This window comes from Streptomyces sp. NPDC111628 (assembly GCF_055635195.1).
Genome location: NZ_JBVKBZ010000006.1, coordinates 335776 through 353991 on the forward strand (window position 1 = coordinate 335776; position 18216 = coordinate 353991).

Annotated in this window: 19 protein-coding genes; 6 read left to right on the top strand and 13 right to left on the bottom strand. The window is 74.2% G+C overall.

The window, feature by feature from the left end:
- Position 1 precedes the first annotated feature (1 nt).
- Entirely contained in the window at positions 2-733 is a 732-nt protein-coding gene (gene hemQ, locus ACZ7MF_RS30925; RefSeq protein WP_471481563.1) for a hydrogen peroxide-dependent heme synthase, read from the top strand.
- Between the two features lie 108 nt (positions 734-841).
- Here hemQ and ACZ7MF_RS30930 read toward each other — a convergent pair whose 3' ends face one another.
- The 4 genes from ACZ7MF_RS30930 to ACZ7MF_RS30945 form a co-directional block, all read right to left on the bottom strand.
- Positions 842-2425, bottom strand: a complete 1584-nt coding sequence (locus tag ACZ7MF_RS30930) for an alpha/beta hydrolase (RefSeq protein ID WP_471481564.1) — start codon at positions 2423-2425, stop codon at positions 842-844.
- A 114-nt stretch (positions 2426-2539) separates the two neighbouring features.
- Positions 2540-3337 carry a TIGR04222 domain-containing membrane protein gene (locus ACZ7MF_RS30935; protein WP_471481565.1) on the bottom strand — a complete coding sequence of 266 codons (798 nt, stop codon included), beginning with the start codon at positions 3335-3337 and terminating at the stop codon, positions 2540-2542.
- Between the two features lie 117 nt (positions 3338-3454).
- On the bottom strand, positions 3455-4774 hold the full coding sequence (locus ACZ7MF_RS30940) for an MbnB/TglH/ChrH family RiPP precursor modification enzyme (protein WP_471481566.1): 1320 nt from the start codon (positions 4772-4774) through the stop codon (positions 3455-3457).
- A 137-nt stretch (positions 4775-4911) separates the two neighbouring features.
- Positions 4912-5667, bottom strand: a complete 756-nt coding sequence (locus tag ACZ7MF_RS30945; protein ID WP_471481567.1) for a peptidyl-tRNA hydrolase — start codon at positions 5665-5667, stop codon at positions 4912-4914.
- A 44-nt stretch (positions 5668-5711) separates the two neighbouring features.
- On the opposite strand from ACZ7MF_RS30945, the gene ACZ7MF_RS30950 reads away from it, so the two are divergent.
- Positions 5712-6566 (top strand): ATP-binding cassette domain-containing protein, encoded by an 855-nt coding sequence (locus ACZ7MF_RS30950; protein ID WP_471481568.1) that lies wholly within the window; start codon positions 5712-5714, stop codon positions 6564-6566.
- Positions 6563-7237 (top strand): ABC transporter, encoded by a 675-nt coding sequence (locus ACZ7MF_RS30955; protein WP_471481569.1) that lies wholly within the window; start codon positions 6563-6565, stop codon positions 7235-7237. The genes ACZ7MF_RS30950 and ACZ7MF_RS30955 overlap by 4 nt, the downstream gene beginning before the upstream one ends.
- Here ACZ7MF_RS30955 and ACZ7MF_RS30960 read toward each other — a convergent pair.
- The 9 genes from ACZ7MF_RS30960 to zapE all read right to left on the bottom strand — a co-directional run bounded on the left by ACZ7MF_RS30960 (position 7229) and on the right by zapE (position 14968).
- Positions 7229-7456 carry a hypothetical protein gene (locus ACZ7MF_RS30960; RefSeq protein ID WP_471481570.1) on the bottom strand — a complete coding sequence of 76 codons (228 nt, stop codon included), beginning with the start codon at positions 7454-7456 and terminating at the stop codon, positions 7229-7231. The genes ACZ7MF_RS30955 and ACZ7MF_RS30960 overlap by 9 nt on opposite strands.
- Before the next feature lie 18 nt (positions 7457-7474).
- Positions 7475-8353 carry a polysaccharide deacetylase family protein gene (locus ACZ7MF_RS30965; protein ID WP_471481571.1) on the bottom strand — a complete coding sequence of 293 codons (879 nt, stop codon included), beginning with the start codon at positions 8351-8353 and terminating at the stop codon, positions 7475-7477.
- A gap of 86 nt (positions 8354-8439) precedes the next feature.
- Positions 8440-9963: an FAD-dependent oxidoreductase gene (locus ACZ7MF_RS30970; RefSeq protein WP_471481572.1), complete on the bottom strand. Its 1524-nt coding sequence runs from the start codon at positions 9961-9963 to the stop codon at positions 8440-8442.
- Between the two features lie 69 nt (positions 9964-10032).
- Positions 10033-11430, bottom strand: coding sequence for a PhoX family protein (locus ACZ7MF_RS30975; protein ID WP_471481573.1), 1398 nt, complete (start codon positions 11428-11430; stop codon positions 10033-10035).
- Between the two features lie 88 nt (positions 11431-11518).
- Positions 11519-12307 (bottom strand): slipin family protein, encoded by a 789-nt coding sequence (locus ACZ7MF_RS30980; protein WP_109029724.1) that lies wholly within the window; start codon positions 12305-12307, stop codon positions 11519-11521.
- A gap of 100 nt (positions 12308-12407) precedes the next feature.
- Positions 12408-12596, bottom strand: coding sequence for a hypothetical protein (locus ACZ7MF_RS30985; RefSeq protein ID WP_471481868.1), 189 nt, complete (start codon positions 12594-12596; stop codon positions 12408-12410).
- On the bottom strand, positions 12593-13174 hold the full coding sequence (locus ACZ7MF_RS30990; RefSeq protein WP_471481574.1) for a carbonic anhydrase: 582 nt from the start codon (positions 13172-13174) through the stop codon (positions 12593-12595). The genes ACZ7MF_RS30985 and ACZ7MF_RS30990 overlap by 4 nt, the downstream gene beginning before the upstream one ends.
- Before the next feature lie 92 nt (positions 13175-13266).
- Positions 13267-13668: a hypothetical protein gene (locus tag ACZ7MF_RS30995; RefSeq protein ID WP_471481575.1), complete on the bottom strand. Its 402-nt coding sequence runs from the start codon at positions 13666-13668 to the stop codon at positions 13267-13269.
- A gap of 187 nt (positions 13669-13855) precedes the next feature.
- The gene (zapE, locus tag ACZ7MF_RS31000; protein ID WP_471481576.1) at positions 13856-14968 is read right to left on the bottom strand and encodes a cell division protein ZapE; all 1113 of its coding nucleotides are present in this window, start codon (positions 14966-14968) and stop codon (positions 13856-13858) included.
- A 273-nt stretch (positions 14969-15241) separates the two neighbouring features.
- On the opposite strand from zapE, the gene ACZ7MF_RS31005 reads away from it, so the two are divergent.
- The 3 genes from ACZ7MF_RS31005 to murC all read left to right on the top strand — a co-directional run bounded on the left by ACZ7MF_RS31005 (position 15242) and on the right by murC (position 18191).
- A complete protein-coding gene (locus ACZ7MF_RS31005) occupies positions 15242-16039 on the top strand; it encodes a pyrimidine reductase family protein (RefSeq protein WP_471481577.1) in 798 nt (265 codons plus the stop codon).
- Between the two features lie 216 nt (positions 16040-16255).
- Positions 16256-16729 (top strand): indole-3-glycerol phosphate synthase, encoded by a 474-nt coding sequence (locus tag ACZ7MF_RS31010; RefSeq protein WP_471481578.1) that lies wholly within the window; start codon positions 16256-16258, stop codon positions 16727-16729.
- Positions 16730-16802: 73 nt separating this feature from the next.
- Positions 16803-18191 carry a UDP-N-acetylmuramate--L-alanine ligase gene (gene murC, locus ACZ7MF_RS31015; RefSeq protein WP_471481579.1) on the top strand — a complete coding sequence of 463 codons (1389 nt, stop codon included), beginning with the start codon at positions 16803-16805 and terminating at the stop codon, positions 18189-18191.
- The last annotated feature ends 25 nt before the right edge of the window (positions 18192-18216 follow it).

Genomic DNA, 18216 nt, shown 5'->3' on the forward strand with positions numbered 1-18216 from the left:
CATGAGTGACGACGCCTCCACCCCCGCCGCCGCGCGGATCCCGAACAAGGGCAAGCTGGCCAAGGACCTCAACGAGGTCATCCGCTACACCCTCTGGTCCGTCTTCAAGCTCAAGGACACCCTCCCCGAGGACCGCGCCGGGTACGCCGACGAGGTCCAGGAGCTGTTCGACCAGCTCGCCGCGAAGGACGTGACGATCCGCGGTACCTACGACCTGTCCGGGCTGCGCGCGGACGCCGACCTGATGATCTGGTGGCACGCCGAGACCGCCGACCAGCTCCAGGAGGCGTACAACCTCTTCCGCCGCACCAAGCTCGGCCGTGCGCTGGAGCCGGTCTGGTCGAACATGGCGCTGCACCGCCCCGCCGAGTTCAACCGCGCGCACATCCCGGCCTTCCTGGCCGACGAGACGCCGCGGAACTACATCAGCGTCTACCCGTTCGTGCGCTCCTACGACTGGTACCTGCTGCCCGACGAGGACCGCCGCCGCATGCTCGCCGACCACGGCAAGATGGCCCGCGGCTACCCGGACGTGCGCGCCAACACGGTCGCCTCCTTCTCGCTGGGCGACTACGAGTGGATCCTCGCCTTCGAGGCCGACGAGCTGCACCGCATCGTCGACCTCATGCGCCACCTGCGCGGCTCCGAGGCGCGTCGCCACGTCCGTGAGGAGATCCCGTTCTACACGGGGCGCCGCAAGGACATCGGCGAGCTGGTCGCCGGGCTGGCCTGATCGACGGCCTGGTCGTCGGGTCGGCCGGGGGTCCGGGGGTTGTCCCCCGGGAGATGCAGCACGGGGCGCCGCAAGGACATCGGCGAGCTGCTGGCCGGGCTCGCCTGATCAGGCCCTCGGCTGCGGCTCCGGGCGCGGGGCGCACGACGTGTCCCGCGCCGGGAGGCGGCCGTCCAGCAAGTACGCCTCCAGGTGGCCGTTGACGCAGTCGTTCGGCCCGCCCGCGATGCCGTGCGTGCCCGCGTCCCGCTCGGTCACCAGCACCGAGCCCGCCAGCCGCCGCCGCAGCTCCAGCGCTCCCTCGTACGGGGTCGCCGCGTCCCGTTCGGCGGCCAGGACCAGCGTCGGCGGCAGCTCACCCGGCGCGGTGCGCACATCGAGCGGCTGCTGCCGGGGCGCCCGCCAGTAGGCGCACGGCAGGTTCGTCCACACGTTGTCCCAGGTCTCGAACGGCGCCCGGCGGGCCAGCCGCGTGTTGTCCCGGTCCCAGACCTCGAAGTCGGTCGGCCAGGGCGCGTCGTTGCACTCGACGGCCGTGTACACGGCGTTGGAGTTCTCCGACTGGACCGCGCCCTGCGCGGTCCGCGTGCCCGCCTGGTCGACCAGCGGCTGCGGGTCGCCCTTCAGGTAGGCCGACAGCGCCTCGGCGCGGTGCGGCCAGTAGTCGTCGTAGTACCCGGCCTTCAGGAACGCCCCCTGCAACTGCGCGGGGCCCACCGTCCCGCCCGCCGGCTCCGCCGCCAGCCGCGCGCTCGCCTCCTCGTAGGCGTCCTGCACCTGCCTCGCCGTGTCCCCGAGCCCGTACACGGCGTCGTGCTCGGCGACCCACTTCTTGAAGTCGTCCCAGCGGTCCTCGAACGCCTCCGACTGGTCGAGGTTGTTGCGGTACCAGACCTGCCCGGGGTCCGGGTTCACCACCGCGTCGAACACCATCCGCCGCACGTGCGAGGGGAACAGCTCGGCGTACAGCGCGCCGAGGTAGGTGCCGTACGACGCGCCCATGAAGGTGAGCCGCCGCTCGCCCAGCGCGGCGCGGACGACCTCCAGGTCCCGGGCGTTGTTGAGCGAGTGGTAGTGCCGCAGCGCGTCCCCGCCCCGCTCCGCGCAGTCGCGCGCGTACGCCTCGGCCTCGGCGGCGCGCTGCTCCTTGTACGCGTCCGAGGGCCGCGTCGGGGCGGGCCGGGGCCCCTTGAAGAAGTCCCCGGGGTCCTGGCAGGACAGCGGCGCGGAGGGCGCGACCCCGCGCGGGGCGTACCCGACGAGGTCGTAGGCGGCGGCGATGCGCTTCCACTCGGGCACCATGCCCACCAGCGGGAAGTACAGCCCGGAGGCGCCGGGGCCGCCCGGGTTGTAGAGGAGGGCGCCCTGTCCGGGGACCGTGCGTCCGGCGTCGTCCGGGTCCTTGTGGGTGGCCCGCACCCGGCTCACCGTCAGCTCGATGCGCCTCCCGTCGGGGTGGGCGTAGTCCAGAGGCACGGTGACCGTGCCGCAGCGCATGCTGTCCGGCAGCTCCTCGGCCCTCGGACACGCCCCGAACCGGATCCCGGCCGCCGCCGCGCGCCGGGCGGCCACGGCGGTACCGCGCGCCTCGGCGGATCCGGGCACGGCCGCGGGCTCCGCCTGGGCAGGGGCGGCGGTGAGGGTGGTCAGCAGCAAGGACCCGGCGGCCGAGTAGAGGGCGGCAGCTCGCATTGCGTATCCCTTCGGTGCACGGTGTGACACAAGGGATGTTTGGTGCGGCGGGCGGGCGGGGCAAGCACCGCCCGCGGGTGTCGGCGCCGAGTGCCCCCGTACGCCCCCGGAGCGTCAGGCCTGGCGCTCCCAGTGGTCCCCGGCGTACTTCTCGCGGTGGGCGAAGGCCGCACGCAGGTCCGGTTCGCCGATCGCGTGCACGCCGCGCACGGCGACCGAGGTGAGGAAGGTCCGGTCGTCCGCCGTGCCGTCGGCCCGCTGGACGAGGGCGCCGACCAGCCGTTGCCCGGCGGGGGAGGCCCAGCGTGAGTACGGGTGGATCTCCATCCGCGTGATGGCCAGGCACCCCAGGGTCAGGGCGAGCGGCAGCGCGAACCAGAGGGCGATCAGGAGACGCGGCTCGGTGGCGGGCAGCGGCAGTGCCAGGGCGACCAGGCCGAGCGCGCACACCGTCACCGCGGCGACCCGCACCCGGCGCACCCCGGCCGCGATCCCCCGGGCGCCGCCGTCGGGCACGGCGAGGCCCGCGCCGACCAGCCGGTCGGCCAGGCCCCGTACCGAGTCGGCGGCGGCCGCGGCGGCCCGTACCGGCGCTATCCGCGACTGTCCCCCCGGGCCTATCGCCCCGATCACCGACCGCTCCATGTCGTCCCGCCCGCGCGGGTCCACGACGGTCGCCCATCCGGTGTGCGCGAGCAGCAGCCGCCGCTGGCGCGCCATCGAGACCAGCGTCAGGTCGGCCACCCGCCGCGGGCCGCCGGACAGGAACGCCGCCTCGTACAACGTCAGCGTGTGCGCAGGAGCCGTGGCGTGCGGGTCGACGGCCGCCGCGCGCACGGCCGCCAGGCACAGCCGCAGGCACGCGAGGCCCGCGACGGCCCAGGCCGACAGGAGGAAAAGGACCCAGAACATGCCGTACTTCTATGCCAAAGGCTTTCGCCGGCGCCATGCCCTGTTCACATTCCGGGACGCAGTGTTGTGGGTATGTGACGTTCCGTTTGGTGATGTCCCCCGACGGCGTCCCCCGGTTCAGCGCCGCAGCAGAACGCGCCTGGTCGCACGGGCCAGCCGGACCCCGGGACGGGCCGGCCGCGGCACCGGCCCCGACCGTTCCAGCCACCACTCCCGCAACTCCCGCCGCACCCCCGGGTCCTCGCCTTCCCCCGGTGCCGTCCGCAGCACGTGCTCGACGAAGCCGAGGGCGTCCCGCCGGTAGCCGCCGGTCATCGGACACCCCTGTGCGTAGGCGAGGAAGGCGGGGCGGTACCGCGCGCCCAGGAGCACCGGCAGTTCGGGCGCGACCTTCGCGACCACGTCGGCCCGCTTCCCGGCGAGCGCCCGCGCCTGCACCCCCAGCCGCACCCGGTCGAACCCCTCGGGCGCCGGCGTCCCCGCGACCAGCGCGGACAGCAGTGCGGCCTGCGCCAGCCCGAGCCGCTGCCGTACGGCGTCGTCGGCGCCAGGGCCCGCATCGGTACCGGTTCGCGAGGTGCGGGCGGCCGCTCCGGTCCCGTTGGCCGCCGCCCGGCCCTGCTCCACGGCGGCGCGGATCGCCTCCACCTCACCCCGCAACCCGTCGCCGTCGGGGAAGTTCTCGTCCCGCTCCAGCAGCACGCCCGGCGGTGCGACGCGCGAGGCGAGGTCGGTCAGGATGTCCAGCACCGGCCGCGCGACGGGGTGGGCGTGGCTGTCGTGCCAGACGCCGTCCCGCTCGAAGCCGCCCGCGACATGGACGTAGGCGATGGCCTCCAGGGGCAGCTCGGCGAGCGCCTCGGCCGGGTCCTCACCCAGGTTCACGTGGTTGGTGTGCAGGTTCGCCACGTCGATCAGCAGCCGCACGCCGGTCCGGTCGGCCAGCTCGTACAGGAACTGCCCCTCCGTCAGCTCCTCGTCCGGCCACGAGACGAGCGCGGCGATGTTCTCCACGGCCAGCGGCACGGGCAGTGCGGCCTGCGCGATGCGCACGTTCTCGCACAGCACGTCGAGGGCGTCGCGCGTACGCGGCACGGGCAGCAGGTGCCCCGCCTCCAGCGAAGGCGACGCGGTCAGCGCCCCGCCCGCCCGCACGAACGCGATGTGCTCGGTGACCAGCGGCGACCCGAGTACCTCGGCCCGCTCGGCCAGCGCCGCCAGCCGTCCGGCGTCCGGCCGGTCCGCGCCGCCGAGCCCGAGCGAGACGCCGTGCGGCACGACGGTCACCCCGCGCTCGCGAAGTCGCAGCAGCGAGTCGGGCAGATGCCCGGGACACAGGTTCTCGGACACGGCCTCGACCCACTCGATGCCGGGCATCTCCTCGACGGCGTCCGCGATCTCCGGCCGCCATCCGATGCCGGTGCCCAGTCGTCGCATGGCCGATCCCTCCCTCCGCGTCGTCATGACCGGGGTATCGCCCGTGCGGCCGGGCCCGAACCCCGCGGAGGACGCCTTCAGAGGAACATTTGAGGTTCGCGGGCCGCCCCGGGCACCGGCTGGTGCGCCTGCGCCGCCTACGGGCGCGCCCGCCGCAGCGCCGGATGGTCCGCCACCACCGTGCACGAACCCGGCGCGATCTCCGTGAACCCGGCGTCGCGCACCACCGGCAGGCCGCCGGTGGTGAGGCCGGTCCAGCGGGCCGGGTCCGCGGTGCGCACCGCCAGCGGGAAGCCCGCGTCGCGCCACGCCGTCCGCTCGCCGTCGGACAGCTCCCACCAGGCGAGCTGCGCACCGTGGCCCGCCTGGGCCATCGCCTTGCCCGCCGACATGTCCAGGTCGGGGTTGAGCCAGAGCACCGGCGCGGTGGGATCGGCGCCGACCGGCGGCTCGGGGTCGTCGAGGTCGGTGCCGGAGACCTGGAGCCGGGCCAGGTCCTTGGGCCAGCCGTCCAACGGGACCGGCGGGAAGACCCGCACCTCGGCGTTCTTGCCGGTGACCGTGATGCCCGGCAGCGCCTCGGCCCGCCGCCACTCCGCGCCGCGGGCCCGGCGCACGACCTTGCGGATGCGCGCGTCCTGCCAGTCCCGCATCGCCCGCGCCCACGCGCCGTCACCGGTCGACCGCTCGTCGCCGAGCATCACCAGCACCGCCCGGGCCGCGGTCTCCAGCGCGTCGGTACGGGACGGCGGGGCCGCCCGCTCGATGCGCACGACGAGCGGCAGCACGAACTGCGGCGCGAGGTCGCGGTCCCCGGGCTCGGGACGGAAGGGGCTGTCGGGGACGGGAATGGGGGCGGGGGCGGGTGCGGGTGTCGTCGGGTCGTTGCTCACGTCCTACAGTCTGCCAAGCCGCGCGCCTGGGAGAGTATGGCCCCATGCGACGCGAGCTACGGCTGGACGGTGTGGGCCGCCGCTACGGTCTGCGCGGCCCCTGGGTGCTGCGCGGGGTCGAGCTGGGCGTGGAGCCGGGCGCCCTCGTCCGCGTCGAGGGCGCCAACGGCACCGGCAAGTCGACCCTGCTCCGCCTGCTCGCCGGGATCGACGCCCCCACCGAGGGCCGGGTCACCGGCCGCCCGTGTACGGCCTACGTCCCCGAACGCTTCCCGCCCGCCCTGCCCTTCACCGCCGCGCGGTACCTCACCCACCTCGGCACCGTCCACGGGCTGTCCCGCCGGGCGGCGGCCCGCGCCGCCGGGCAGTGGCTGGAGCGGCTGGGGGCCGCCGGGTACGCCGACACGCAGCTCTCCCGGCTCTCCAAGGGCAGCAGCCAGAAGGTGGCGGTGGCGCAGGCGCTGCTCGCCGAGCCGGAGCTGCTCGTCCTCGACGAGGCGTGGACGGGGCTCGACGCCGACGCGCGGGGGGAGTTGGAGCGGGCGGTGGCTGAACGGACCGCGGCCGGCGGTGCCGTGGTCTTCGTCGACCACGATCCGCGCCGCCTGGCCGACGCGCCGGACGCCGTGTATGCCGTGCGCGAGGGCGCCCTGCACCGCCGTACCGGACCCGCTCCGGTGCCGGCCGGGCCGCGGGTCGTGGTCCGGGTGCAGGGGCCGCCCGGTGCCGCCCTCCCCGCCGACGTGCACCGCATGGCCGCCTCGGCCGAGGAGACCATCCCCGGATCCCACGCGCTCACCGTTCCCGCCTCGCACTCCGACGTCGTGCTGCGCACGCTCCTGACGGCCCGGCCGCCCTGGCACGTGGTGGGCGTGCACGCCCCGGAGGACCACCGATGACCGCTCTCCTGCGCTACCAGACGGCCCTCCTGCTGCGCTCCCAGCGCTGGCTGCCGCCCGTCGTCCTGTACGCCGCCGCGCTCGGCATCGGGGTGCAGGGCGGGCAGCCGGTGCTCGACTCGCTGGGCTGGGCGGCGGCCGTGCTGCTGCCGGTCGCGGCCTGGCTGGTGCGAATCTGTGTCACGTCCGAGCCGCCCGCCGCGCGGGGCTGCGTGTCGGCGGCGCGCGGTCCCGCGCGGGCCCACCTGGCCCCCGTGCTCGTGGCACTGGCCGCCGCGGTCGTCCTGGGCGCGGTGGCGACCGTCGTCGTATCACTGATCAGTGACCCGGTCAGCACCGGTCGCGGCACGCGCGTACCCCCGCTCCCGGCGGCCGGTGCCGGACTGCTCGCCGCGCTGGTGTGCGCCCTGCTCGGCACCGCCGTCGGCGCGCTCACCGCCTGGCCGGTGCTGCGCTCGCCCGGCCGTGCGGTCCCTGCCCTGCTGCTGGCGGCCCTGCTGGCGCTGGTGGCGTCGGGGTCCCCGGCGCGGGCGGCGGTCAGCGGCCTGGTCACCGGGTCGAGGTCGGGCGCGGTCCCGCTGCCGCTGCTGCCGCTGGCCGGGGCGGCGGTCATCGCCGCGGGCGCGATCGCCGTGGCCTGTGCGCTCAGCTCGCGCAGGTCGTCAGCCTGAGCAGGCGGTGCGCTGGGCCTCCTGCCACTCGCAGACGGGGCAGAGCGTGATGCCCTTGTACGCCTCCGGATACTCCGTCGGCTCCCGGCACTGCACGCACTCCGCGTACGGCGGGCCGTCGGCCCGGGGCGGCCGGGGCGCCGTGTCGATCAGGCAGTAGCCGCCGGGCTCGCAGCCGGCGCCGTCCGGGTCCTGTTCGTGGTCCTGGTCGCTGCTCATGTTCTCCAGCGTAGGACGTCAGGCGTGCCCGTTCGCGGCGCCGATCAGTTCCGAGACCTTCACGAAGCGGTAGCCCTGGCGGCGCAGCTCCGGCACCACCGCCCGCACCACCTCCTCGGTCACCGGGGCGGCGCTGCGCGTGCAGTGCATGACGACGACCGAACCCGGCCGCACCCCGTCGAGCACCTGCCGGGTCACCGCGTCGGCGTCCGTCGCGAAGGCGTCCCCGCTCACCACGTCCCACTGCACGGCGGTGACCCCGGTGGCCGACAGCTCCTTGAGGGCCGCCTTGTCGTAGCAGCCGCCGGGGAAGCGGAAGTACGGCATCGGGTTCGGCACCCCGGCCTTCTCGAACGCCGTGTACGCCCGCTCCAGGTCCGAGCGCATGCGGTCCTCGGAGACGGTGGGCAGGCCGTAGCAGTCGTCGGTGTAGGCGTAGTGGCTGTAGGAGTGGTTGGCGATCTCGAACCGCGGGTCCCGGCCGATGGAGCGGGCCTCGTCCGGGTACTCCTCGGCCCAGCGGCCGGTCATGAACACCGTGGCCGGCACCTTCAGCTCCCGCAGCGCCGCGATCAGCCCCGGGTTGTCGAACCGCTCGCCCGACGCCGCCCGCGGCCCCTGGTCGGCGGTCATGTCGGCGTCGAAGGTGAGGGCTACCTGCTTGCCGTCCCGTCCGGCGTCCTTCGTGCCCTCCGTGCGCGGGCCGTGCTCGAAGACGGGGGTCAGGCCCGCGGGACCGGGGGCGAGGGTGGGGTTGGGCGTCCGGGAGGGGGACGGGGACGGGGCGGGGGCCGAGGGCGCCGGACGGGGGGCCTGCTCGGCCCCGGTGGTTCCGCAGGCGGCGAGGGCGGCGCCCAGGACACAGAGCGCGGTGGCGCGTCGTACGAGAGTGATCACCGTACGAACGTAGGAGTGGGATGTTCTGTTTGTATGACTACGTCCGTCGACGTGCCGCCGCTCTCACCCACCCGGTCCAGCCGGTGTCAGATGTCCCGCCGCACCAGCGGCTTGGTCGCCGGGCCCTCCAGCACCCTGCCGTCCGTGCCGAAGCGGGAGCCGTGGCAGGGGCACTCCCAGGCGCGCTCGGCCGCGTTGAAGTCGACCAGGCAGCCGAGGTGGGTGCAGCGCGGCGAGACGGCGTGCAGGGCGCCCTCCTCGTCCCGGTAGACCGCCAGCCGGTCGCCGCCCGCCCGGACCACCGCGCCCTCGCCCGGCGGCAGGGCCTCCACCGGCGGGGTGGGCCGCAGCCGGTCGCCGACGAAGTGCCGGGCCACCTCGGCCTGCGTCTTGAGCAGCGCGGGTGCCTCACGCACCGCCGTGCGCAGCCGACGCGGGTCGTACAGCCCGCTCCACGCGCACTCCTCGCCGGTGATCTGCGCGGTGAGCAGCCGGCCCGCCATCATGCCGCCGCTCAGCCCCCAGCCGCCGAAGCCGGTGGCGACGTAGGTGTGGTGCGCACCCGGGTGCAGCGGGCCCACCATCGGCACGGTGTCGGTGGGGTCGATGTCCTGCGTGGCCCAGGCGTGGGTGCGCTCGACGCCGGGGAAGTGCTCGTCCGCCCAGGCGGCCAGGGTCGCGAAGCGCTCGCGGGTGTCGCCCGTGCCGGGGGTGAAGTGCTCCCCGGTGACGACGAGCAGCCGGCGGCCCGCCTCGGCCAGGGGTGCCGTGCGCACCGAGCGGGTGTTCTCCTCCGGCGTGATGTACATGCCGTCGACGTCGCGGTCCGCCTCGACGGTCCCGGCGACGACCAGTTCGCGGCGCGGGGAGAGGCGGGCGAAGAGCAGCGCCCGGTCGAAGATCGGGTAGTGCGTGGCGACCACCACGTCGCGGGCGGTGACCGTCGACCCGGCCTCGGTCTTCACCCGGCACGGCTCGCCCTCGTCCAGACCCCGGACGGTGGTGTCCTCGAAGATCAGCCCCCCGCGCGCCTCCAGGTCCGCGGCGAGGGCCCGCAGGTACTTGAGGGGATGGAACTGGGCCTGTCCGGTCATCCGCACGGCACCCGCCACCGGGAACGGCAGGCCGGTCTCCGTCACGAACGACGCGGGCAGCCCCGCCTCCTTCGCCGCGGCCGCCTCGGCGCGCAGCTCGTCCACGCGGCCCGGGTCGCGCACGTACGTGTAGGCGTCGCGGGCCTCCCAGTCGCAGTCGATGCCCAGCTCGGCGACGATCCCGGCGGCGTGCTCGATCGCCTCGGACTGCGAGCGGGCGTACAGCCGGGCGCCCTCGGGGCCGCGGGTGCGGCGCAGCCTGTCGTAGACCAGGGTGTGCAGGGCGGTCAGCTTGGCGCTGGTGTACCCGGTGACCCCGGCGCCGGCCCGCCCGGCCTCCAGCACCGCCACGCTCCGTCCGGCCCGGGTCAGCTCCCAGGCCGCGCTGAGCCCGGCGACACCGGCGCCGATCACGGCGACGTCCACGTCGAGATCTTCGGCGAGTGCGGGGCGGGGCACGCCGCCCGGTGCCGTCTGAAGCCAGTACGAGCCGTTGACCTGCACGTTCTGCGTCATGCGGCCCGGGTACCCCGTGGCTGCGGCTTCAGTGACCGGACGGCGCGCCCCGCCTGCGTCCCCGGGCCGCTACCTGCGCCAGGGCCCGGTCACCGCGAAGGTGGTGCCGGGCGTGTAGCAGTTGACGAACATCGTGTCGCCGTCGGGGGAGAAGGTGACACCGGCGAACTCACCCCACTCCGGCTCCTCCTCCGTCCCGATGTTCTGGGCGCCGCGGGCCATCGCGTACACCTCGCCGCGCCGGGTCACGCCGAAGACGTGCTGGGCGCCGTTGCCGTCCTCGCAGACCATCAGGCCGCCGCTGGGGGCCAGGCAGATGTTGTCGGGGGACTCGCCCGGCAGCTGGACGTCGGTGTCCGGACCGAAGACGATCACCAGGGTGAGGCGCCGCCGCTCGGGGTCGTAGCGCCAGATCTGGCCGTAGTGGTCGGCCGCCGAGCCCTCGTCGCTGTGGGCGAAGGACGACACGAAGTACACGCTCCGCCCGCCCCAGTAGCAGCCCTCCAGCTTCTGCGCGTGGGTGATGCCGCCCCGGCCGAAGTCCTGGAAGCGGATGGGCGTCCCGTCCGCCAGCGGGTCGGGCACGTCCACCCACTCGATGCGGTCGAAGGTCGCACCCGTCTCCTGGATCGAGGACAGGTCGGGCACGCCGGGCACGCGCATCGCCTGAAGCCTGCCGCCCGCCCGCAGCGAGCCCCGGCCGCCCAGCGGCTTCTCGGGCAGGAACCGGTAGAACAGGCCGAAGGGCCGCTCGAACGCGTCCTCCGTCTCGTACACGACACCGCGCCGCGGGTCCACGGCGATCGCCTCGTGCTGGAAGCGGCCCATCGCGGTCAGCGGCGCCGCCCCGGTGCGGTGCGGGTCGACCGGGTCGACCTCGAAGATGAAGCCGTGGTCCTTGGTGTAGCCGTTGGTTCCGGCCTTGTCCTCGGTCTCCTCGCAGGTCAGCCAGGTGTGCCAGGGGGTGGGGCCGCCCGCGCAGTTGACGGCCGTACCGGCGATCGCGACCCGCTCGGACAGGACGTGGTTGCGGGAGTCCAGCGCCAGCGCCGTACAGCCGCCCTTGCCCTCCGGGTCGTACGTGAGGCCCACGACCCTGGGGACGGGGACGCGGCCGTCCTCGCGGTTCTCGTGGTTGCGGACGAGGTGGGTGGTGCGGCCGTGTCTGCCGGAGGAACGCCCCGGGAAGGCGGACATGCCGTCGTGGTTGGAGGGCACCGGGCCCTCCCCGGAGCGCAGCCGGTCGCCCTCGCGGGACAGCACCCGGTAGCGGAAGCCCTTGGGCAGGTCCAGCAGTCCGTCGGGGTCGGGGACCAGGGGGCCGTAGCCGGTGTGGCCGAGGGACTGCGCGGCGGCGGTGCCGGTGAAGAGTTCGGAGAGGGCGCCGGTGAAGGCGATGCCTGCGCCCAGGGCTCCGGTACGGGCGAGCACCTGGCGGCGGGTCGCCGCGTTGCGGGACGTGGACATGGGGAAACCTTCCTGCTGGCGGACAGGACTGTGACCCGCTGTGTCTATCACCTGCCAGGAGTCCCGGGAACCACGCGCGTAGCTCGTGTCACCGCTCGACCGGGTGATCGACCGGGTGCTCCTGCGCCTTCTCCAGGAACCGCAGCAGCTCCACGGGGAAGGGCAGCACCAGGGTGGAGTTCTTCTCGGCGGCCACCGCCACGACCGTCTGGAGCAACCGCAGTTGCAGGGCCGCGGGCGTCTCGGACATCTCCCGGGCCGCCTCCGCGAGCACCTTCGAGGCCTGCAGTTCGGCGTCGGCGTTGATCACCCGGGCGCGCCGCTCACGGTCCGCCTCGGCCTGGCGGGCCATCGAGCGCTTCATCGTGTCCGGCAGGGACACGTCCTTGATCTCGACCCGGTCGATCTGCACGCCCCAGCCGACCGCGGGACTGTCGATCATCAGCTCCAGCCCCTGGTTCAGCTTCTCGCGGTCGGACAGCAGATCGTCCAGATCGCTCTTGCCGATGATGGAGCGCAGCGAGGTCTGGGCCATCTGCGAGACGGCGAACCGGTAGTCCTCGACCCGGACCAGCGCGTTGGCCGCGTCGACCACCTTGAAGTACACGACCGCGTCCACCCGCACCGTGACGTTGTCGCGGGTGATGCCTTCCTGCGCGGGCACGGGCAGCGTGATGATCTGCATGTTCACCTTGTGCAGCCGGTCCACGAACGGCACGATCATCGTGAACCCGGGACCGCGTGCCTGCCCCGCGAGCCGTCCGAGCCGGAAGACCACCCCGCGCTCGTACTGCTTGACGACCCGTGCCGCCGAGGCGACGTACAGGACGCCCGCGCTGCCGACGGCGGCGGCCGCGGTCAGAAGCTCCTGGACCATGACGACCTCCTCGCTCGGAGGACGGTTTTCACCCTTACTGTCACGATAGGCCCGCCGCCGGGCCGGGGGCCATGCCCCGGGGCCCGGCGGCGGACCCCCGCTACACCCCGGCCTTCTCCGGCTCCGTGACCTTCACCGGATCCGTGCCGGTGGCGCTGTGCCGTTCGGCCCAGTTCTCCAGGGCCGTGCGGCAGGCGTGGTCCAGGTGGTGCAGCCCGGACAGGTCGTCCTGCCGCCAGTGCGGGAACCGGCGGCTCCGGTCGGCTATGGGGCTCGTGCCGGCGTTCACAGGGCCTCGAAGGTGTCGGTGTCCGCCCGGTGGCGGCGCACGAGACCGGTGTGGACCTCGTAGTACCAGCCGTGCAGCCGCAGCCGGCCGTCCGCCAGCCGCTGCTCGACGCAGGGGTAGGAGCGAAGGCGCAGCAGTTGCGCCAGTACGTGGTGCTGCACGGCCCCGGCGGCCGTCGGATCGGCGGGGCCGCAGGGCTTCGGCTCGTCGGCCGCGTGCGCCGGCCAGTCCCGTACGGCGGGCACGGCGGTCAGGTCGTCGCCGCGCACCAGCGCGCCGACGGCGCCGCAGTGCGAGTGGCCGCAGACCACGATGTCGCCGACACCGAGGACCTGGACGGCGTACTCGACGGTGGCCGCCTCGCCGGAGGGGTGCTCGGTTCCGTAGGGCGGGACGATGTTGCCCGCGGTGCGCAGTTCGAAGAGCTGGCCGGGCCGGGCGCCCGTGATCAGGGCGGGCACCACCCGGGAGTCGGAGCAGGTGATGAACAGGACGTCGGGCGACTGGCCTTCGGCATGCCCGGTGAACTCCTCAGGGCGCTGTCCGAACGTACGGGCGTTGTCGATGAGGGGTTGCATGATGCGGTTTCCTCCTGGCGCGCCGTGGGGGCGCGTCGGACGGGTGTGACAGAGGTGGGGGATGCGCCGGTGGTCCGGTCCGGTCCGGTCCGTCAGCAGCGGAAGACCTGGAGCGCCGCGGGGGCGTGGTCCGTCGTGGGTCTCGGCCGGTGCTCGGTGGCACGGCGGGACATGCCGGCGTCGGGCGCCTGCGGGGTGGTCTGCCGCGCCAGTGGGTGGCGAGGGGTGCCGGACTGCGGTGCGGCGGTGGTGCGGTGGCGGTCGCGGACGCGCGGCTCGGTGGTCGGCTCGCCCGGGTGGCTGCCCTCGCGGCAGGTGACGGTCTCGTCGTGCGGCACCGTGCCGGAGGGGATGGTTCCGGGACGGGCATGGGCCACGGCATCACCGGTTGTATGCGCGGATGCGAAGGACGCCGTGGGAGCGAAGAACTGGAGCGCGAACAGGACGGGGGCGAGGATCGCGACCACGGTGCGGGCCGCCGTACGTCGGTGCACGCGGCCCCCTCCAGGCAGTTCCTGCCGCTGGTGCATGCCGGGGGCAGGTCAATGCCCGGCAAAAGCATGGTCAATGCGCGGTCAAGAAACACGTTAACCCTGCAAAGGACTTTGCAGGGTTAACGGGGCGTTACGTGCCGGAGAGAGCCTCAAAATGGCGGCTGGGTTGGCGGGAACCGACCGTTCCTCAGGGCGTGTCCACCAGCCGCGCCGCGTCCCGGGCCAGCGCGGTGAGCCGGGAGATCGCCCGGAAGTACTTCTTGCGGTACCCGCCCTTCAGCATCTCCTCGCCGAACAGCCGGTCGAAGGGCAGCCCGGAGGCCAGGACGGGCACCTCGCGGTCGTAGAGCCGGTCCGCGAGCACCACGAGCCGCAGCGCCGTCGACTGGTCCGGTACCGGGTGCACGCCGGTGAGGCACACCGCCGTCAGACCGTCGGTCAGGGCGCCGTAGCGGCTGGGGTGGACGCGGGCGAGATGGTCGAGGAGGGCGGCGAAGTCGTCCAGGGAGGCGCCCTCGGTGGCCTGCGCCGCCCGGGTCACCTGCTCGTCGGAGTACGGCGCGGGGGCCTCGGGCAGACCGCGGTGGCGGTAGTCCTCGCCGTCGATGCGCAGGGCGCGGAAGTGGGCGGACAGGCCCTGGATCTCGCGCAGGAAGTCGGCCGCCGCGAACCGGCCCTCGCCGAGCTTGCCCGGCAGCGTGTTGGAGGTGGCGGCGAGCGCCACGCCGGCCTCCACGAGCCGGGCGAGCAGGCTGGAGACGAGGACGGTGTCGCCGGGGTCGTCCAGCTCGAACTCGTCGATGCACAGCAGACGGTGCCCGGACAGGGTCTGCACGGTCTGCTGGAAGCCGAGGGCGCCGACGAGGTTGGTCAGCTCCACGAAGGTGCCGAAGGCCTTGCGGGAGGGCTCGGCGGGGGTGGCGTGCCACAGGGAGGCCAGCAGGTGGGTCTTGCCGACGCCGTAACCGCCGTCGAGGTAGACGCCGCGCGGTCCGGCCGGGGTCTTCGGCGCCTTGCCGCGGCCCAGCCCGAAGAAGCCGCGCCTGCCGCCTCCCGTGCCGGGCGCCTCGCCCAGTCCGCCCGCGAAGTCCTCCAGGACCCGGACGGCCTCGCTCTGGCTGGGCTGGTTCGGATCCGGGATGTACGTGCCGAAGCGGACCGAGTCGAAACGGGGCGGGGGCACCATCTCGGCGACCAGGCGGTCCGCGGGGACACGGGGCTCGCGGGCGCACAGGGAGACCGTGGCCGGAGCCGTCCCGGTTATCGGAGCGGGGACGGAGGCGGGAGAGGAGGACGACACGGTACTCAATGGTAGGGCCTGCGCGGAGGGCCTCGTCGTCGGCCGGGGGCGGCGCGGACGGGGCGGGGCGCGGGAGGCGGGCGAGGCGCGGGAGGCGGGCGGGCGCGGTGCCGGGTGCCCGTGCGGCGGGACGCTGCGGTGGTGGGTCCCGGGGGACGCCGGGCGGCGCGGTGGCCGGCGCGGTTCGGCGCCGTGGGTGCGGTGTGCATGTGGGGGTGGGCAGGGCTCCGGCCTGCGCGGTTGGGGCGGCGGGTGCGTGGAACACTGCACCCCATGCGACGCCTGTTCCCCGTGTCCCCCGTGACCGATCCGACCGCCGGCCCGGGCGGCGGCTCCGAGACCGACCGGGAGTGGAGCCTGGCCGAGCTGGCCGCCGCCTACGCGTACCCCGAGCCGGACGGGCACCGGCGGACGTGGCTGCGGGCCAACATGGTCTCCACCCTGGACGGCGCCGCCCAGCACGACGGCCGCTCCCAGCCCCTCTCCAGCGCGGCCGACATGCGGGTCTTCGGCACCCTGCGGGCACTGGCGGACGTGGTGATCGCCGGCGCCGAGACCGTACGGCAGGAGGGGTACCGCCCGGCACGCGCGCGGGCGGATTTCGCCGAGGCACGGCGGGCGGCCGGTCAGGCGCCGGTGCCGGTGATCGCGGTGGTCAGCGCGAGCCTGGAGCTGGACTTCTCCCTGCCGCTGTTCACCTCCCCGGCCGTACCCACCCTGGTCCTGACCGGCGCCGCCGCGGCCCCGGACCGGATCGCCGCCGCGGAGCGGGCCGGGGCCCGGGTGGTGATCGCGGGGGACGGCGTCGGTGTGGACCCGGCCCGTGCCCTCGGGGCGCTCGCGGAGCTGGGGCACACCCGGCTGCTGACCGAGGGCGGCCCCCGGCTGCTGGGGCAGTTCGTCACGGCCGGTGTGCTCGACGAACTGTGCCTGACCGTCTCCCCGATGCTGACCGCGGGGGACGCACAGCGGATCGCGGGCGGACCGGCCGTCGAGATGCCGCGCCGATTCGCACTGGTGTCCCTCCTGGAGGAGGAAGGTTTCCTCTTCGGCCGGTACCGGTGCGACTAGGAGATCCCCGGCCCGGGCGGTCGGCGGCGACCGGACACGCGTGCGGTCGTTACCGCGCATCCGGGAATCGGCGGAATCTCCCGTTCCGTTTAGTCCGCGCCGGGCACACTGATTCCGGCAGTACCCGTGCGATCACGGGGCAGGATGGTTTCCGCAGGGTCTGGTACGGCCTACGGAGGGTGGGCCCACGGGCCCTCGAAGGAGAAGGGGCGCCTGGTGTTCACAAGCGTTTTGATGATCGAGAAGGCCCTGACGTCCGCCGACGTGGAGTTCGTCACCACCTTGCACGGGGACGAGCAGGTCGGCTTCCACGTGCTGCTCCAGCCGCGCGGCGATCAGGCGGACCGCCTGCTGCGCGCCATCGACGACGTCGCGCTCGGCGAGCTGGACGACGCCGTACGCGAGGGGGAGACCCCGGAGGGCCGGGAGGCGCAGAGCGTCGGGGAGCGGGCCCTGGAGGTGTCCCTCACCGCCCTGCGCGCCTCCGGTGCGCAGGCCGACGGGCGACTGATCGAGGACCACCCGCTGGACGAGCTGAAGGCCCTGGCCATGGAGATCGGAGCCGACGAGGTGATCGTCCTGACCGACCCCCACTACGTGGAGGAGTTCTTCCACCGGGACTGGGCCTCCCGGGCCCGGCACAGGGTCGGCGTACCGGTCCTGAAACTCTTCTCCCACAGCAAGGCATAGGCTGGTGCCGCGCCCCCGCCGAGGGGGCGCGGCCTCAACGGATCACCAACGGACCACTCTGGGAGAACAGCGCATGGCATCCGGCCTTCCCACCGCCATGGACCGACCGCACTTCATCGGCATCGGCGGCGCCGGAATGTCGGGCATCGCCAAGATCCTCTCCCAGCGCGGCGCCGCCGTGGCGGGCAGCGACGCCAAGGACTCCGCGACCGCCGAGGCGCTGCGCGCGCTGGGCGCCACCGTGCACATCGGGCACGCGGCGGAGCACCTCGCCGACGACGCGAGCTGCGTGATCGTGTCCTCGGCCATCCGCGAGGACAATCCGGAGCTGGTCCGCGCCGCCGAGCTGGGCATCCCGGTCGTGCACCGCTCCGACGCCCTCGCCGCCCTGATGAACGGCCTGCGCCCCATCGCGGTGGCCGGCACCCACGGCAAGACCACCACCACCTCGATGCTGGCGGTCTCCCTGTCCGAGCTGGGCCGGAACCCGTCGTACGCGATCGGCGGCGACCTGGACGCGCCCGGCTCCAATGCCCTGCACGGCGACGGCGAGATCTTCGTCGCCGAGGCGGACGAAAGCGACCGCAGCTTCCACAAGTACGCCCCCGAGGTCGCCATCGTCCTCAACGTCGAGCTGGACCACCACGCCAACTACGCCTCGATGGACGAGATCCACGAGTCCTTCGAGACCTTCGCCGGCAAGATCGTCCCCGGCGGCACCCTGGTGATCGCCGCCGACCACGAGGGGGCCCGGGAGCTGACCCGACGGCTGGCCGGCCAGGTGCGGACGGTGACGTACGGAGAGTCCGAGGACGCCGACGTGCGCATCCTCTCCGTCGTCCCGCAGGGCCTCAAGAGCGAGGTCACCGTCGTCATCGACGGCGCCGAGCTGACCTTCGCCGTCTCCGTCCCGGGCCGCCACTACGCCCACAACGCCGTCGCCGCCCTCGCCGCGGGCGCCGCCCTCGGCATCCCCGCCGCCGAGCTGGCTCCCGCCCTGGCCGCCTACACGGGCGTCAAGCGGCGCCTCCAGCTCAAGGGCGAGGCGGCCGGCGTCCAGGTCGTCGACTCCTACGCGCACCACCCCACCGAGATGACCGCCGACCTGGAGGCCATGCGTGCCGCGGTCGGCGACGCCCGCATCCTGGTCCTCTTCCAGCCGCACCTCTTCTCCCGCACCCAGGAGCTGGGCAAGGAGATGGGCCAGGCGCTGGCCCTCGCGGACGCCTCGGTCGTCCTCGACATCTACCCGGCCCGCGAGGACCCGATCCCGGGCATCACCAGCGAGCTGATCGTCGAGGCGGCCCGCGCCGCCGGCGCGGACGTCACGCCGGTCCACGACAAGGAGGCGTCGCCCGCGCTGGTCGCGGGAATGGCGAAGGCCGGTGATCTCGTTCTCACCATGGGCGCGGGTGACGTCACGGACCTCGGACCGCGCATCCTGGACGAGCTGTCGAAGTGAAGTACCTGAAGTGAGGGGCTGAGAC